The sequence below is a fragment of the Halomonas sp. RT37 genome (genome assembly GCF_040070525.1).
Classification (GTDB): Bacteria; Pseudomonadota; Gammaproteobacteria; order Pseudomonadales; family Halomonadaceae; genus Halomonas; species Halomonas litopenaei.
The window spans coordinates 3,476,062-3,491,420 of the sequence record NZ_CP098827.1; the positions used below are offsets into that span (position 1 = coordinate 3,476,062).

At 65.2% G+C, this 15,359-nt stretch carries 13 protein-coding genes; 9 read left to right on the forward strand and 4 right to left on the reverse strand.

What is annotated here, in order from left to right:
* Positions 1-59 precede the first annotated feature (59 nt).
* The gene (gene mgrA, locus NFG58_RS15105; protein ID WP_124803047.1) at positions 60-1,088 is read left to right on the forward strand and encodes an L-glyceraldehyde 3-phosphate reductase; all 1,029 of its coding nucleotides are present in this window, start codon (positions 60-62) and stop codon (positions 1,086-1,088) included.
* A gap of 198 nt (positions 1,089-1,286) precedes the next feature.
* Here the strand turns inward: mgrA and NFG58_RS15110 are convergent, their stop codons facing one another.
* Positions 1,287-1,739 (reverse strand): hypothetical protein, encoded by a 453-nt coding sequence (locus tag NFG58_RS15110; protein WP_108133714.1) that lies wholly within the window; start codon positions 1,737-1,739, stop codon positions 1,287-1,289.
* A complete protein-coding gene (locus NFG58_RS15115; RefSeq protein WP_287165881.1) occupies positions 1,739-2,587 on the reverse strand; it encodes a tyrosinase family protein in 849 nt (282 codons plus the stop codon). The genes NFG58_RS15110 and NFG58_RS15115 overlap by 1 nt, the downstream gene beginning before the upstream one ends.
* Before the next feature lie 279 nt (positions 2,588-2,866).
* On the opposite strand from NFG58_RS15115, the gene NFG58_RS15120 reads away from it, so the two are divergent.
* From NFG58_RS15120 to NFG58_RS15130, 3 genes are all read left to right on the forward strand, one after another.
* A complete protein-coding gene (locus tag NFG58_RS15120) occupies positions 2,867-3,166 on the forward strand; it encodes a hypothetical protein (protein WP_045992559.1) in 300 nt (99 codons plus the stop codon).
* A 424-nt stretch (positions 3,167-3,590) separates the two neighbouring features.
* Positions 3,591-5,009, forward strand: coding sequence for a DUF1800 domain-containing protein (locus NFG58_RS15125; protein WP_348826869.1), 1,419 nt, complete (start codon positions 3,591-3,593; stop codon positions 5,007-5,009).
* Between the two features lie 33 nt (positions 5,010-5,042).
* Complete coding sequence (locus NFG58_RS15130; protein ID WP_348826870.1) at positions 5,043-6,182, forward strand: DUF1501 domain-containing protein; 1,140 nt, start codon at positions 5,043-5,045, stop codon at positions 6,180-6,182.
* 60 nt (positions 6,183-6,242) lie between these two features.
* Here NFG58_RS15130 and zigA read toward each other — a convergent pair whose 3' ends face one another.
* Complete coding sequence (gene zigA / locus NFG58_RS15135) at positions 6,243-7,466, reverse strand: zinc metallochaperone GTPase ZigA (RefSeq protein WP_348826871.1); 1,224 nt, start codon at positions 7,464-7,466, stop codon at positions 6,243-6,245.
* A gap of 115 nt (positions 7,467-7,581) precedes the next feature.
* Between zigA and NFG58_RS15140 the strand changes: the two genes are divergently transcribed.
* Positions 7,582-8,271 carry a DUF1826 domain-containing protein gene (locus tag NFG58_RS15140; RefSeq protein WP_348826872.1) on the forward strand — a complete coding sequence of 230 codons (690 nt, stop codon included), beginning with the start codon at positions 7,582-7,584 and terminating at the stop codon, positions 8,269-8,271.
* Between the two features lie 61 nt (positions 8,272-8,332).
* On the opposite strand, the gene NFG58_RS15145 is transcribed toward NFG58_RS15140, so the two are convergent.
* Complete coding sequence (locus NFG58_RS15145; protein ID WP_045992555.1) at positions 8,333-9,604, reverse strand: FAD-dependent oxidoreductase; 1,272 nt, start codon at positions 9,602-9,604, stop codon at positions 8,333-8,335.
* A 153-nt stretch (positions 9,605-9,757) separates the two neighbouring features.
* Here NFG58_RS15145 and NFG58_RS15150 point away from each other — a divergent pair, with 153 nt between their 5' ends.
* The 4 genes from NFG58_RS15150 (at position 9,758) to NFG58_RS15165 (ending at position 15,115) form a co-directional block, all read left to right on the forward strand.
* Positions 9,758-11,209, forward strand: a complete 1,452-nt coding sequence (locus NFG58_RS15150) for an NAD-dependent succinate-semialdehyde dehydrogenase (protein WP_045992554.1) — start codon at positions 9,758-9,760, stop codon at positions 11,207-11,209.
* A gap of 264 nt (positions 11,210-11,473) precedes the next feature.
* A complete protein-coding gene (locus NFG58_RS15155; protein WP_071211106.1) occupies positions 11,474-13,657 on the forward strand; it encodes a bifunctional diguanylate cyclase/phosphodiesterase in 2,184 nt (727 codons plus the stop codon).
* 106 nt (positions 13,658-13,763) lie between these two features.
* The gene (locus tag NFG58_RS15160; RefSeq protein ID WP_045992553.1) at positions 13,764-14,360 is read left to right on the forward strand and encodes a sigma-70 family RNA polymerase sigma factor; all 597 of its coding nucleotides are present in this window, start codon (positions 13,764-13,766) and stop codon (positions 14,358-14,360) included.
* Complete coding sequence (locus tag NFG58_RS15165; protein WP_045992552.1) at positions 14,357-15,115, forward strand: anti-sigma factor; 759 nt, start codon at positions 14,357-14,359, stop codon at positions 15,113-15,115. Before NFG58_RS15160 ends, NFG58_RS15165 begins: the two co-directional genes overlap by 4 nt.
* Positions 15,116-15,359: the final 244 nt, after the last annotated feature.

Genomic DNA, 15,359 nt, shown 5'->3' on the forward strand with positions numbered 1-15,359 from the left:
CACAGCTAAAGTGCTGAGACGACAGCCACGGCGCCCGTGCGCCCTGACAGGAGACCATCATGAGCTATCGTCCCGCCGAAGACCGTTACGAACGCATGCGCTATCACCGCTGCGGTCGCAGTGGCCTCAAGCTGCCCGCCCTGTCCCTCGGGCTGTGGCACAACTTCGGCCACAACGCCCATGAAGACAACGCTCGCGAGATCTGCCGTACCGCCTTCGATCACGGCATTACCCACTTCGACCTGGCCAATAACTATGGCCCGCCGCCTGGCAGCGCCGAGTCCATGTTCGGGCGCATCCTCAAGACCGACTTCGCCGGCCACCGCGATGAACTGATCATCTCCACCAAGGCGGGCTATAACATGTGGCCCGGCCCCTACGGCGAGTGGGGCAGCCGCAAGTATCTGCTGTCGAGCCTCGACCAGAGTCTCAAGCGCCTGGATCTGGACTACGTCGACATCTTCTACTCCCACCGCTTCGATCCCGAGACACCGCTGGAAGAAACCATGGGCGCGCTGGACCAGGCGGTACGCTCGGGCAAGGCGCTCTACGCCGGTATCTCGTCGTACAGCCCTGAGCGCACCCGCGAGGCCGCTCGCCTGCTGCGCGAACTGGGAACCCCCTGCCTGATCCACCAGCCCAGCTACTCGATGATCAACCGCTGGATCGAGGACGACGGGCTGCTCGATGTGCTGGACGATGAAGGCATCGGCTCGATCGTCTTCTCGCCACTGGCCCAGGGCCTTTTGACCGCCAAGTACCTGGGTGGGGTGCCTGACGACAGCCGTCTTGCTCGCGGTGGTGCGATCCGCGAACAGCACCTGTCCGACGACAACCTCGAGCGTGTCAGGGCGCTCAACGCCATCGCCGAGCGGCGTGGCCAGAGTCTGGCGCAGATGGCGATTGCCTGGGTGCTGCGCGGCGGCCGCGTGACCAGCGCCTTGATCGGCGCCAGCCGCCCCGATCAGGTCAGCGACTGCGTCGAGGCCCTGGACAACCTCGACTTCAGCGACGAGGAGCTGGCCGACATCGACCGCTACGCGGTGGATGGTGGGGTCAATCTATGGGCCCAGTCCTCCAAGGCCTAGGGCTTGTCTGAAAAGTGCCTGCGCTCGGTAATACGGCGTTAAAAATCGGATCAACATGCTCATTTACACCCCGTAAACTGCGCTGTCTCACCGATTTTTGCCTTGTCTAACCTTCGCTCGTCGACTTTTCGGACAGTGCCTCGGTAAGGCAGAAAGCATCAAGCCTGCCGCGCACACCGAAACTGCGCCTGCGCTCGATCACAAGGTGACCAGTTGCACCCCGCTGCAACACACCAGTGACTTGTCGCCACGATCGGGCCAGGCCTCGCGCGTATAGGCGTAGATCTGGATGTCCAGGGTGCTCTTGCCGGCGTGCAGGTGGCGCTTCAGGGCCTGGGTCACCGGTACCCGCTTGAACGCCGGTGTCATCGGATGGGAAGGCCGGGTATCGAAGCGTCTGAGACCATCCGGGCCATGGCAGTGTCCTGGCGAGCCCCAGCATTCGGCGTGACCGAACAGCGCAAAGGTGCCAGCATAGCCCCGGCTTTGCGGGGTCACCTTGGCCGGCAGGCGCGCGCTGAAGAAGAGCCAGGCGGTGTAGCTGGGGCGCAGGTGGTGGATGCCATACAGCTCGACGAAGGCTTCCTCGAACTCATCGGCGCGAAGCGCGCCCAGGTCGAGCCGCGGCAGGCGATAGCGTTGCTCGATCATCAGGCCTCCTCCAGACCGCTGCCGGCCAGGGTCAGGTCCGCCACCGAACGGGCATACTCGTAGCCCAGCGACTGGACATTGAGCACTTCACCGACGGTCAGGCCGAAGGGTTCCAGCACGATATCCTCGAGCCCCGGGGGAAAGTTGGTGATGCCGTGGCGCTTCTGCCACAGCGACCAGAGCCGGTCGATCATGCAGTGGTGAGAATAAAAGATCGGATCATAGGCGGCGTAGGTGGTGCTGGCCATGGTCGCACCGACATAGACGTGGAGCTGATCATGCACCGTCTCGATCAGGTCGTTGAACTGCTCGAAGGTGTCTACCCGCTCCACCAGGAAGGCCGCGATCTCGCCCAGCGTCGCCCGGCCATCGCCGTTCACGTCGGCCACCGGAAAGGAAAACACCGGCAACAGGCCGTCGGGATCACGCTCGGTGACCAGGTCCACCGGTTCGGGCACCTGGGGGGGATAAAGCTGGATGCGCGAGGAGTGGAGCGGATTCTCCTCGCCATCGATCAGCGCAACATCGAAGGCCTCGGGAATGCCCTCGCCTTCGGTCCAGTCCCACCAGGGGATCGAGACCTCTTCATCGATATCCTGCAGCGACTGCTCCAGACGATGGAGGTAGGCCCGGTGCCAGGGCAGAAACAGCCTGGCGCTCAGGCTGGTGCGAGGCGAGAACTGATGATGCCAGCACCAGCGCCCCGGGGCGCCATGGATGCCGGCGTAGTGGTAGAAGCCTCGATTATCCTGTCGAGCCTTGGACGCGCCCAGTGCAGCGATGTAGCGGCGCATGTGCACACGCTCGGCAGCTTCCACCGGCAAGCGATACATCATCTGACCCGACATGCTTCCCCCTTGCCATCCCGGTCGACGGCAGTCTCGGGCGCCGAGGAACCATTGCCTCCGGCTCGTTTCAGCCTAGTTCAGTCCACAAGGCTCGACCACGCCGCCGTTCGCCCTCATTACCGGCCAGCCAGCCGGCTCGGCTCGCCCCCGAGACATCGTCCTGATGGTCCCAGCCTGCACGGAGCGACCGCCCGTTATTGAGCAATTGCTCAAAATGCGTTTGAATGGTGGCCTCCCACGACATCACCGAGTCGTCCCGCGCCCCTCCAAGGAGTCCCCATGGCAAGCGTCACCAATCGAACCCTGCTGGATCTGGGGCGGCTGACCGCCAACCTGGTCACCTACCCCGAAGGCCACAGCGTCTATCGCCACAATGACCCCATGGGTGGCGGCCGCTACTACAAGCTGAACCTGATCCTGAAGGCCCCTCAGGCTGGCGGGGTGTTCGAGACCGAAAAGGTGATCTTCAACCTGTTCGACCGGGTGATCCTGTTTCGTCCCGACCTCTACCAGCACAGCGTCTCGAAAATCGAAAAGGGCAAGCGGGTACTGTTGAGTATTGCCCTGCACACGCCCTGAGCCTATGGCTTTGCATGAAAAGTGCCTTCGCTCGGTAATACGGCGTTAAAAATCACACCAACATGCTCATTTACAACTCGTAAACTGCGCTGTCTCACCGATTTTTGCCTTGTCTGACCATCGCTCGCCGACTTTTCGCCATCCACCTTGCGCCGTCGCCGAAGACTCTGACCTGAGACGTTGGCGTGGGCGTTGGCGTTGGCGCGACACGCCTATCGAAAATGCACGAAAGGTGCGCCTCAGGCCGGTGCAAACGTAGCCCTGGCCTCGGACCTGGGCCTGCTCGATCATCCCCCCCCGCTCGGCTGAACGCCCCCGCCACCTACCGGCCAAACTGTTGGCGATCCCCGGCGCCTCACCCCAGGGCCGGCCCCCGGCATCCTGCCCCAGGCTTCGTCAGCCATGCCAACAGGAGGCGTCAGCTGTGACAACCACCCTCGTTCAGGCGGAAATCGCCGCCAATCGCTTTGGCCTCGGCGCGGGGCCAGGTGAGCTTGCCGAGATCGCCAAGGACCCCCAGGGCTGGGTGCTGGCGCAGATCGACGAGGCCGAACGAGCGCCACTGATCGATCCTCTCGCCGCGTTGCCATCCACCATCACCTACCTGGAGCGCTTTGATCGCTTCCGCCGAGACCACGCGGCCGCCCGTCGACGCATGAGCGAGGCCCCCGCCAATGACAAGTCCACACAGAGCCTGCCGACCCTGCTCGAGCGTTTTGGCGCGATGAAACAGGCCGAGATCCAGGCCAGGGGGTGCCAGCAGTGTCTGAGTCCGTTTCCGGTACTCGAGCGCTGGGTGATGTTCTGGAGCAACCACTTCACCGTGTCCGCCGACCGCGGCGGCGTACAGTTGCTGCCCGGGGCCTTCGAGCGCGAGGCCATCCGGCCCTATGTGTCGGGTAGCTTTTCGGCCATGTTGCTGGGCGTCGAGCAGCATCCGGCCATGCTGCTCTATCTCGACAATGCAGCGTCGGTGGGCCCCGATTCGCCGCTGGCCAGAAGTGCCAGAGCCTCTGCGGGGCGGCTCGGGCTCAACGAGAACCTGGCGCGGGAAATCCTGGAGCTGCATACCCTCGGCGTCGACGGCCCCTATCAACAGCAGGACGTGATCGAACTGGCCAGGGCCATCACCGGATGGCGGACACGGCTAGAAATGCCGCCATCGACCGAGGCGCCGGCCCTCGGACCCTACGGTAGCCTGTTTCATGGCGCGGCCCATCAAGGCGGCGAGCGAGAACTGCTGGGGCGGCGCTTCGCTGCAGGCGGGGCCAGGCAGGGGCGTGACATGCTGCGCTTTGTGGCCGGCCAGGAGGCCACCGCAACCTTTGTCGCCACCAAGCTTGCCCGTCACTTTGTCGCCGACGACCCACCCGGTGAGCTGGTATCGGCCTTGGCCTCCACCTTCCAGCGCGAGAACGGTCGCCTGTCGACGCTGTTTCGCACCCTGTTCAGCCACCCCCAGGCGTGGCAGCCGCAAGCGCTCAAGTTTCGCCGTCCGCAGGAATATCTCGTCGCGCTCTATCGCGCGCTGGGCAAGGCACCCTCGCCCGATGGCAGTGACTGGGGCCAGCAGCTTCGCCTGCTGGGCCAGCCACCTTTTCTCGCCGGCGCCCCGGCCGGATGGAGCGATGATGCCAACGACTGGATCGGTGCCGACGCCTTGAACAAACGACTGCTGGTGGCCCAGCGCCACGCCGGTGACGCCAGCGGCGAGGCCATGGAGCTGGCCCAGCAGAGCCTGGGCCCTCGCCTGCGTGAAACCACCGCCGTGGCACTCAGTCAGGCGCCCCGCAACCAGGCGCTGGCCATGGTGCTGGCAAGCCCCGAGTTTCAGTGGCGCTGAGCGCCGTCGCGACACCACCCAATGGAATCCGCCATGTTCAACCGACGCGAGTTTCTCAAGGCGCTGGGCGTAGGCACCAGCCTGCTGCTGTGGCCCTCGCTGGCTGCGGCAGACTCCCCGCTCGGCAAGCGCCGCCTGGTCGTCGTGCTGCTGCGCGGTGCCCTCGATGGCCTCGCCGCCGTCCCCTGCGACAGCGACCCCGCCTACCAGCGCTTGCGCGGTAGCCTGGCATCGCAGGAAGGAGTCGTTGCACCACGACTGGACGGGACCTTTTCGCTGCATCCGTCACTGGCCTTCTGCCACCGTCTCTACCAGGCCGGCGACTTCGCTGTGGTTCACGCCTGCGGACTGCCCTATCAGGGACGCTCGCACTTCGACGCCCAGGAGTGCCTGGAAAACGGCACCGCCACCCCCACAGGAAGCCGCACCGGCTGGCTGAACCGTGCGGTGGGCAGCCTCGGCGACACCCAGGGACTGGGCCTCACCTCCTCGCGCCCGTTGTTGATCCGTGGGCCGGCCCCCTTCGCCACCTGGTCGCCGTCGGCGCACGGCACCACCCTGCCGTCACTGGCCCAACGGGTCGCTGCGCTCTATCGACAGGATCCCCGGCTGGGCCCGGTGTTCGAGCGCGCCCTGGCGATGCAGCAGATGGCCCCCACCGATATCGACAGCGGTGGCCTCCTGAAGGACACCCTGGCGGCGGCAGCACAGTTCCTGGCCGCCGCGGATGGCCCCCAGATCGCCATGGTGGAAGACGACGGCTGGGACACCCACGCTCGCCAGAATGCGGTGCTGTCACGCAAGCTTGAACAGCTGGATGGCGGGCTTGCGGCGCTGCACGGCAAGCTCGGCGAACGCTGGCAGCACACCGCCGTAGTGGTCATCACCGAGTTTGGCCGCACGGTGGCCGTCAACGGCACCGGCGGCACCGATCATGGCACCGCCAGTTGCATCCTGTTGGCCGGTGGCGCCATTCGAGGGGGGCGCGTCCACGGCCAGTGGCCGGGGCTCGCCCGGCTGCGTGACGACCGTGATCTGATCGCCGCCCAGGACACCCGCGCCGTCCTCAAGGGTGTGCTGCGCGACCACCTTGGCCTCGACCTCGATCCCCTGGCCGAGCAGGTCTTTCCCGACAGTCGGCAGGTGGGCCCTCTAGCTGGCCTGATTGGCTGAGCGGATGGCCTGATCGGACAGCCTGGGCTGACTCACTGAGCCAGCGTCGATAGCCTGGTTTTACCAGGACGGGAAAGGGTCATCCGAGTCGACCCAGGCGTCCATACCGAGGGCCAGCTCCGATTCGCTCAGCAGGCACTCATCCAGCGCCTGACGAATGCGATGCTCCGCCAGGTTCTGGCCGATGAACACCAGTTCCTGGCGCATATCACCGAAGGGCTCCTGCCATTTGGCCAGAATCGCCTCGCGATACTCCGGGTCCTCGGGCCACTGATCCTCGGGTACCGCCCGCCAGAAGCGACCCGCCAGGCCATGGTGAGCGATGCCTCCCGCCTGACTCCACTGACCGGCGAACTGAGGACGGCTGGCAAGCCAGAAGAACCCCTTGGAGCGCAGCAAGGTGCCACCGAACCAGTCGCCATGCAGCAGTTCATGAAACCTGCGCGGGTGGAAGGGGCGGCGCGCCTCATAGGCAAAACTCGAGATACCGTACTCCTCGGTTTCCGGCACATGCTCACCGCGCAGCTCCTTGAGCCAGCCCGGGGCCCGCTTGGCCCGCTCAAAGCTGAAGCGTCCGGTATCCAGCACCCGCGACAGCGCCACCTCGCCCTGGACCATGTGGACGATGTCGGCCTCTGGATTGAGGGCGCGCAGTACCGCCTCGACCTCCGCCAGTTGCTGCGCCGAGATCAGGTCGCACTTGCTGATCGCCAGCACATCGCAGAACTCGATCTGGTCCACCAGCAGGTCGGCGACATTGCGCTCATCGTCCTCGCCCAGCGACTCCCCCGCCTCCTTGAGGGAGCGGGCTTCAGCGTACTGGCTCAGAAAATTGGCGCCATCGACCACGGTGACCAGGGTATCGAGTCTGGCGATCTCGGACAGGCACTGACCGTCCTCATCGGCGAAGGTAAAGGTCTCCGCCACCGGCAGGGGTTCAGAGATGCCGGTGGATTCGATCACCAGGCTGTCGAAGCGCTCCTCCTCGGCCAGCCTGCGGACCTCGATCAACAGGTCCTCGCGCAGGGTGCAGCAGATACAGCCGTTGCTCATCTCCACCAGGCGCTCTTCGGCGCGGTTCAGCGTGACCCCGTCCTCCAGCTCGTCTGATGCCCCTGGCCCACCGCGCACCTGAGCGGCGTCGATATTGACCTCGCTCATGTCATTGACGATGACCGCGACCCGACGCCCCTGGCGATTGGCCAGAAGGTGATTCAGCAAGGTGGTCTTGCCGGCTCCCAGAAAGCCTGACAGTACCGTGACCGGCAACCTGGCATCATTCATGAACCTGTTCTCCCGATGTGCGCTCGCAAAGGAAAGCCCCTCGCGGCACGAGGTGCTTTCCTTGTTTTAAATGTTACGTTATAACATTGTAAACACATCCCATGGAGACGCCAAGATGTCGCTGTCCAGCTCACTGTCCACCTGCGTCGACAGAGACGCCCCGACCGCGTCTTGCGAGGCGCAGCCAAGTGTCCACTGGGCCCAGGGTATCGATGCCTCGATCCTGCCGCGCATCTTCGAGCAAGGCATCACCATCGCGGTGATGCAGCGCGCGCTGTCCCCCAGCCTGGAACGCAGCATCCAGGCACAGTGCGATACCAAGCGTCGCTGGAGCTTCCAGTGGCTGGGAGTTCCCGACGCCGCCATGAAGCGCGAACTCCGGCGCAGCATGCCCGCCCCGGAGCAAGCCTGCCCCCTGTTAGACGACGTCGTGCTGTTGACCCAGGCCATGGCGATGCTGTTCGACACCGACACTCTGGGAATACGGCTGCGCCTGCTGGACAGCGCCATGTGTCCACGCTTTCACTGCGACAAGTTGCCGGTGCGACTGGTCACCAGCTATCGGGGGCCGGGCAGCGAATGGCTGCCCGAGTCTGCGGTCAATCGCGCCGGGCTCGGCGCACCCTCGCCGGACAAGCCCGAGACGCTTCGCCAGGCCCATGCCATTCAGCGGCTGGGCACCGGCGACCTGGCACTGTTGAAGGGAGACGGCTGGAGCGGCAACGAGGGCCGCGGACTGGTACATCGCAGCCCGGCGCAGCAGGCAGGGGAGACGCGCCTTTTGTTGACCATCGATCCGAGCTGAGTCGAGCGGCCGCCGACGCTTTGCCAGGGGCGTGGCGGCCGCCGGCGCACGCAACGCGTGGTCAGTGGATCTTCAGGCGTGGCCCGACCGAGCGGCCGAGGACGTCGCTCAGCGCCTCGGCGGTACCCTTGAGCGGCCCCAGCAGGATGAACTGGTGCTGGCGCTGCAGTCCCTGGTAGGCCGCCCGCGCGAGTCGCCCGCGCAACTGGACGTCATCGGCGAACCAGCCTTTCACTTCGCCGACGCTGCCGGCCTCACCCAGCGACAGCAGGGTACCCTTGTCCTCGTAGACGAAGGGCGCCGGCGTTTCCCCCGCGAGAAAACGCGGCAACTCCTTGGCCAGATGTTCTGCCTGCTCGCTGGCCGCCTGGGCGGTGGGAGGTGCGGGCTCGTCGTCGATAACCGAGCAGTCACCCAGCACAAAGACGTGATCACTGTCGACACTCTGCAGGGTCGGCTTCACCCGCCACTGGCGCTTCTTGTTGGTCGCCAGCGCGTCGATCGAGTCGGCCACCGGCGGCCCCACGCGGCCGGCCGCCCAGATGGTCAGGTCCGCCGGAAACTCGTCGCCGCCATCGGTGGTAAGACGGTCGCGATCGACGCGACTGACCTGCTGTTCGGTATGAATGTCGATGCCGACATTCAAAAGGCGCTTGCGGATGGACTGGCGCACCTCATCCTCCATGCCCGGCATGAAGGTATCGGTCGCCTCCAGCAGGGTCACCTTGACCCTGGGCTGGCACTCTCGTGGGGCCACACTCGAGGCCCGCGCCTCGGTGGCCAGCAGCCCTGCCAGTTCCACCCCGGTGGCCCCTGAACCGACGATGGCGATATGGAAGGGATCACTGCGCTGCCCGGCGCGATGCGCCAGCAGCCCCGTCGAGAAGCGCTCGAACAGTCGCTCGGCGTCGGCCTCGCTGTCGAGCATCAGGGCATGCTCGAGCACGCCCTCCACGCCCATGTCCGGGGTCACCCCGCCAATCGCCAGCACCACCGCCTGGTAGCCGATGCAGCGACCGGGCACCCTCACCCGACCGTCGTCTTCGGGCCACTCGGCCAGGGTCAGGGTACGCGCCTCGGGATCGATGTCCGCGAGTTCACCGCGCTCGAAGCCAAACCCCCAGTGCTCGGCGAGTCCTGCGTAGTCCAGCTCATCGACCTCGCCACGCCGAAAACCGGCGGCAAGCTCATGCAACCGCGGTTTCCACACATGGGTGGCGCTACGGTCGATCAGCAATACGTCCTTGTGGCCTGCCTTGGCCAGCCGGATGGCAAGCTCGAGGCCGCCGGCACCACCACCTACGATCACCACGCCTTCACTGCGAACGTTCATGGGACCTCCTGTCATCGCCCCTGCGGGGGATCCACAGGGACGTCCGGTGTCGATTCGTCCCCACCCTACCACTCCGTGCCCGGCTTGAGGACATGCTCGTTGCAGCGTAGTTTGGGGAGGTCGGAAACGGAACTTCTTCAGGAGATTGCCCCTATGCACACCCCTGAGAACCAGCTGATGACTGACCATGCCTATCTTGGCGGACGTTGGGTCGAGGCCAGTGACGGCAAGACCCGGGAGGTCGAAGACCCGGCCACCGAAAAGACCATCGGCAAGGTGCCCCAGCTGACCGAGGACCAGTTGGGCGAGGCCATCGATGCCGCCAGTCAGGCCTTCGAGCGCTGGCGTGACACCCCCGCCCTGGAGCGCGCCGACGCGCTGATGGCCTGGTACCAGGCGATGCAGGACAACGCCGAGGCGCTGGCCCGCCTGATGACCCTGGAGCAAGGCAAGCCCCTGGCCGAGGCCCGTGGCGAAGTCGATTACGCCGCCAGCTTCCTGCGCTGGTTTGCCGGCCAGGCGCGACGCATCGCCGGTGATACCCTGGCCTCGGATGACCCCGACATCTCGCTTGGCACGCTGCGCCAGCCGGTCGGCGTGGTGGCCATCATTACCCCCTGGAACTTCCCGCTGGCGATGATTACCCGCAAGGTCGGGGCCGCGCTGGCGGCGGGCTGCACCACCCTGGTCAATCCAGCAAGCCAGACCCCTTTCTGCGCACTTGCCCTGGCCAGACTGGCCGAACAGGCCGGGCTGAACCGGGGCGAATTCAACGTCCTCACCTGCCCCGGCAAGCGCTTTTCCGAAAAGGTCTGTGACGACAATCGCGTTCGCGCGCTGTCGTTCACCGGCTCCACCGAGGTCGGCCGGACGCTGCTGGCTCAGGCCGCCGACACGGTCAAGCGCAGCGCCATGGAGCTGGGTGGCAACGCCCCTTTCATCGTCTGCGAGGACGCCGACCTGGACGCCGCCGTGGAAGGCGCCATCGCCGCCCGCTTCCAGACCAGCGGACAGGACTGCGTGGCGGCCAACCGCCTGTTCGTCCACCGTTCTCTCTACGACACCTTCATCGAGCGCTTCACCCAGCGCATGAATGACATGCCGGTGGGCAACGGCTTCGATGAGGACATCGAGATCGGCCCGCTGATCAACCGCGACGCGGTGGCCAAGGCCCGCGAACTGGTAGAGGACGCCAGATCCCGGGGGGCGCGCGTGCTCGGTCGCGGCCAGGGCCAGGCCCCAGGGCCACGCTTCTTCATGCCGACCCTGGTGGCCGGCTTCACCGATGATATGCGCATCGCCAGTGAAGAATCCTTCGCGCCCCTCGCCCCGGTGCGCGCCTTCGACAGCGATGACGAGGCCATCGCCGCTGCCAACGACACGGTCTACGGTCTGGCCGCCTACGTCTATGCCAAGGACCAGCAGCGCATCCGTCGCTACCAGCAACGTCTGGAAGTCGGCATGGTGGGTACCAACACCATGGATATCACCGGGCCCCAGGTCCCCTTTGGCGGCGTCAAGCAGTCCGGCCTCGGTCGTGAAGGCGGCCTCGAGGGCATGGAGGAATACCTCGAGACCAAGTACCTGTGCACCGCCCATGGCTAGCGTGTACACACCCTGAGTCCCCCGGGAGAAGCGCAGCCTTCTCCCGGGGAGCACGGTTATCTCCTGCGACCCCGTCCCGCCGAGGATACCCGGCAGGGCCTGCGGCGCCCCCACCGACCCACAGATCCCCCCTCCAGACTCCGTCAGAAACTTAAGAAAAGCTGGCTTTTCAGGAGATTGCCTCACCTCCTGCACAAGGCTGAGGGTAAAGTGAATGCGACACCTGGCCGATACTAATACTTTACTCTCAAGGATCTCACCTGCATGGACCACTCGCTTGCGTCCTACAACCCGGCACTGGTCGCCCTGAGCCTTGGCATCGCCGCCATCGCTTCGCTCACTGCCCTCGATCTCGCCGGACGCGTCAGAGCGAGCCAGGGCCTTGCCCGCCACCTGTGGCTTGCCGGCGGTGCCTTCGCCATGGGCACCGGCATCTGGTCGATGCACTTCGTCGGCATGCTGGCCATGGACCCCGACTCGCACTTCGCCTACGGGATCCCCCTTACCCTGGCGTCCCTGCTGGCGAGCCTTCTCGCTTCCGCCTTGGCACTGGCAACAGTGCAGTCAGGCCACCTCACCGGTCCTCGACTGGCCGTCGGCGCACTGATCATGGGTAGCGGCGTCTGCCTGATGCACTACATCGGCATGGAGGCCATGCTGTCGGTAGACAGCCTGCGCTACCGACCGGACCTGTTTGCCCTGTCCGTGGTCATCGCCGTGCTGGCCTCAGCGGTCGCCCTCAGCCTGGCCTTTCGACTCAACCCGGTGGGGGGACGCTCCCCGCTGTGGCAACGTGGCCTGGCCTCGCTGGTCATGGCCGCAGGCATTTCGGGCATGCACTACACCGGCATGTCCGCCACCAGCTATCGCACCCTGAGCTACTCGGCCTCGGCCCCGGGCATCGGCACCGACCAGCTGGCCATCGTGGTGGCGCTGATCGCCACCTGCATCATGCTGGCAGCGTTGATGATGTCGATCTACGACGCCCATCTGTCCTCGCGCAATGCTCAGCTGGCACGTTCGCTACAGCAGGCCAACCAGGAGCTCAAGGACCTGGTCCATCATGACGTCCTGACCCAACTGCCCAACCGACTGAAGCTCGAGGAGCACCTCGATGAACTGCTCGAGGACAACATCGATACCTTCGCGGTGTTCTTCGTCGACCTGGACCGCTTCAAGCAGGTCAATGACGGCCTCGGCCACCATGTGGGTGACGAGCTGATCAAGGGCGCGGCCCGACGCCTGCAGATGGCGGTGCGCGACAGCGACCTGGTCGCCCGGGTGGGCGGCGACGAATTCATGGTGGTCACCCATCAGGTTGCCAGGCGCGGCGACGCTGAAGCGCTGGCCCAGCGCATCGTCAGTTCGCTGGACAAGCCCTTCCAGATCGGCAACAGCATGGTCAAGGTCTCCACCAGCCTGGGCATCAGCCTTTACCCCGACCACGGGCGCAGCAAGCATGCCCTGATGGTCCACGCCGACGCCGCCATGTATCGCGCCAAGCAGCAGGGACGCAACAACTTCCAGTTCTTCGCCTTGGACATGACCTCCGAGGCGGACCGTCGCAGTACCCTCGAGCGACGCCTGACCCAGGCCATCGAGGAGGATCGCCTGAGCCTGGCCTATCAACCGAAGATCCGCGTCGACAGCGGTGAGGTCTCTGGCGTCGAAGCGCTGCTGCGGTGGCACGATGAGGAACTCGGCCAGGTCACTCCTGACGAGATCATTCCCGTCGCCGAAGACTGTGGCCTGATCCTTCCCCTGGGCGCATGGGTGCTACGCACCGCCTGCCGGTTTTCGAGCGAGTGGCTCAAGGAGTCCGGCGAGCCATTGCCGGTGGCGGTCAACATCTCGGCCATTCAGCTCAATCATCGCGGCTTCGTGGCCACCATCGAGGCTGCGCTTGCCGAATCGGAGCTTCCCCCTCACCTGCTGGAACTCGAACTGACCGAAAGCACCCTGGTACAGAACCCTGATCGCGCCCTGGAAGTACTGAGTACCCTGCGCAACATGGGTGTGCTGCTGTCCATCGATGATTTCGGCACCGGCTATTCCAACTTGACCCAGTTGAAGTATCTGCCCGTGGACCGTCTGAAGATCGACCGCACTTTCATGCAAGGCGTGGTCGATTGCGAACAGGACGCGGCCATCGTCCAGGCGGTGATCTCGCTGGCCAGGTGCCTGGGGCTTCATATCATCGCAGAAGGTGTCGAGAGCGAAGAACAGCTGGCCTTTATCCGCCAGCTGCAGGGCCACGAGTACCAGGGCTACCTGTTCAGCAAACCGGTCCCGGCCGAAGAGCTCAAGGCACTGTTGGCCAAGGGTCACCTCGTGGCAGCGGCCGCAGCGGAACCCCGACACGTCACCCGGGATACGCCGGTGCGCGAGGCCCGCCTATCAGGGCTCGAGCCTGAAGGCAGACCTTCCCACCCCACTGGCATCGTCTAAACGGCAGCCCGATACCGTCGATACAGGCTGCTTGACCTTGCCGGTCAGGCAGCGTCACCCTTCAGCCACCACGACAACAACACTCCGCAGCGCAGAGATCGCCGCCATGTCCAATGCCTTTCGCGCCCCGCCCCCGGCGCACCAGGAATCCCCGCCGCTGTCCTCCCCGGAGCGGCTGGTTCATCTGCTGTCCAGAGTCGCCGACAAGGACCGGGAGGCCTTCGCCGAGTTGTACGAGGCCAGCGTGGCGAAACTCTTCGGCACGGTGTTACGTATCTTGAAGCAGCAGGCCTGGGCCAACGATGTCATCCAGGAGGTCTACGTGACCATCTGGCAGAAGGCCGGACGCTTCGAGAGCGAGCGCGCCTCCGCCATCACCTGGATGGTGACCATCGCCCGCAATGCGGCCATCGACGAGCTACGCAAGGCACCGACACGGCCCACCGAGAGCGACAGTATCCTCGAGAACTGGGTCGCCGAGACGCCCTCCGCCTACGATCAGCGTCACCAGGACGAGACGTCGACACAGCTGACGTTGTGCCTTGATGAACTGGAAGAGAGCCGGCAGCAAATGGTGCGCCTGGCCTATCTGGAGGGCTGGTCGCGGGCCGAACTGGCAAGCCACTTCGACCAGCCGGTCAATACCGTCAAGACCTGGCTGCATCGTGCACTGAAACAACTCAAGGGGTGCCTGGGATCATGAGCGACCGCGACGACAAGGACATGCTGGCCGCCGAGTTCGTGCTGGGCACCCTGGATCGTGACGAGCGCGACAGGGTGCGCCGCCAGCGTCAACACGACAGCGAACTCGAGCAGCGTATCGGTGAATGGGAGAGCCGACTGGCGCCTCTGGCCGACGAGATCCAGGACCTCACCCCGGGCCCGGACCTGTTGCCGCTTATCCAGCAACGCATCAAGGCCATCGAGGACGCCGCGCGTGGCGATACGGCGCCCAACGCCCCCCCGAGCACCGCCAGCGTCACGCCGCTGCACCGCCGCCTGGCCTTCTGGAAGGCCGCCACCGGCCTGTCCAGCGCCGCGGCGGTCATCCTGGCGGCGGTGCTGCTGGCACAGCCGTCGCCGTCCACCAGTGAGTCCAACTTTGTGGCGGTGTTCCAGCAGGACGATCGCCAGCCCGCCTTCATGCTCAGCGTCAACCTGGAGCAGCGCCGCCTGCATGTCCGCCCGGTCAGCGCCGAACCTCTGCCCGACCGCTCCTATCAACTTTGGATCAAGCATGATGATCTGGGCTCCGCTCCCCGGTCCGTCGGTGTACTCGACGATGACCTGAGCCTCGACCAGGCCGCCCTGCGCGACTACGAACCTGAATTGCTGAAGCATGCCACCTTTGGCATCAGCGTCGAGCCTCCGGGTGGCTCGCCCACCGGCCAGCCTACCGGCCCCGCTATCCACGGCTACCTGTACCCCACCGAGCCCAGCGGCGGCCAGCGTCTCTGAGAATTTCAGTCCTCACTGAAACCTTTTCGCCTCCCCTGCGTAGCTAGTCGATGACCCCGCCACCGGCAACGGCCGATGGCGGGGTCATCGTGGCGGGCATGCGTTTCGACACCCTCGAGGCGTACGCCCCGCACCACGACTTCCCTGCTTGGCCACTCGTTCGAGTGGCCTTTTTTATCTGGACGTCGGCTCTCGCCTTGGCGTCAGGGCACAACATTTTTTTTCGATGACCTGAAACCCACCG

What these genes read in the sequence shown, in the direction of transcription:
- NFG58_RS15155 (WP_071211106.1), top strand. Translation starts at nt 11,474, where the DNA reads ATGGACCACTCGCTTGCGTCCTACAACCCGGCACTGGTCGCCCTGAGC.
- NFG58_RS15110 (WP_108133714.1), bottom strand. Translation starts at nt 1,739, where the DNA reads ATGATCGAGCAACGCTATCGCCTGCCGCGGCTCGACCTGGGCGCGCTT.
- NFG58_RS15140 (WP_348826872.1), top strand. Translation starts at nt 7,582, where the DNA reads ATGTCGCTGTCCAGCTCACTGTCCACCTGCGTCGACAGAGACGCCCCG.
- NFG58_RS15115 (WP_287165881.1), bottom strand. Translation starts at nt 2,587, where the DNA reads ATGTCGGGTCAGATGATGTATCGCTTGCCGGTGGAAGCTGCCGAGCGT.
- NFG58_RS15130 (WP_348826870.1), top strand. Translation starts at nt 5,043, where the DNA reads ATGTTCAACCGACGCGAGTTTCTCAAGGCGCTGGGCGTAGGCACCAGC.
- NFG58_RS15160 (WP_045992553.1), top strand. Translation starts at nt 13,764, where the DNA reads ATGTCCAATGCCTTTCGCGCCCCGCCCCCGGCGCACCAGGAATCCCCG.
- zigA (WP_348826871.1), bottom strand. Translation starts at nt 7,466, where the DNA reads ATGAATGATGCCAGGTTGCCGGTCACGGTACTGTCAGGCTTTCTGGGA.
- mgrA (WP_124803047.1), top strand. Translation starts at nt 60, where the DNA reads ATGAGCTATCGTCCCGCCGAAGACCGTTACGAACGCATGCGCTATCAC.
- NFG58_RS15145 (WP_045992555.1), bottom strand. Translation starts at nt 9,604, where the DNA reads ATGAACGTTCGCAGTGAAGGCGTGGTGATCGTAGGTGGTGGTGCCGGC.
- NFG58_RS15120 (WP_045992559.1), top strand. Translation starts at nt 2,867, where the DNA reads ATGGCAAGCGTCACCAATCGAACCCTGCTGGATCTGGGGCGGCTGACC.
- NFG58_RS15165 (WP_045992552.1), top strand. Translation starts at nt 14,357, where the DNA reads ATGAGCGACCGCGACGACAAGGACATGCTGGCCGCCGAGTTCGTGCTG.
- NFG58_RS15150 (WP_045992554.1), top strand. Translation starts at nt 9,758, where the DNA reads ATGCACACCCCTGAGAACCAGCTGATGACTGACCATGCCTATCTTGGC.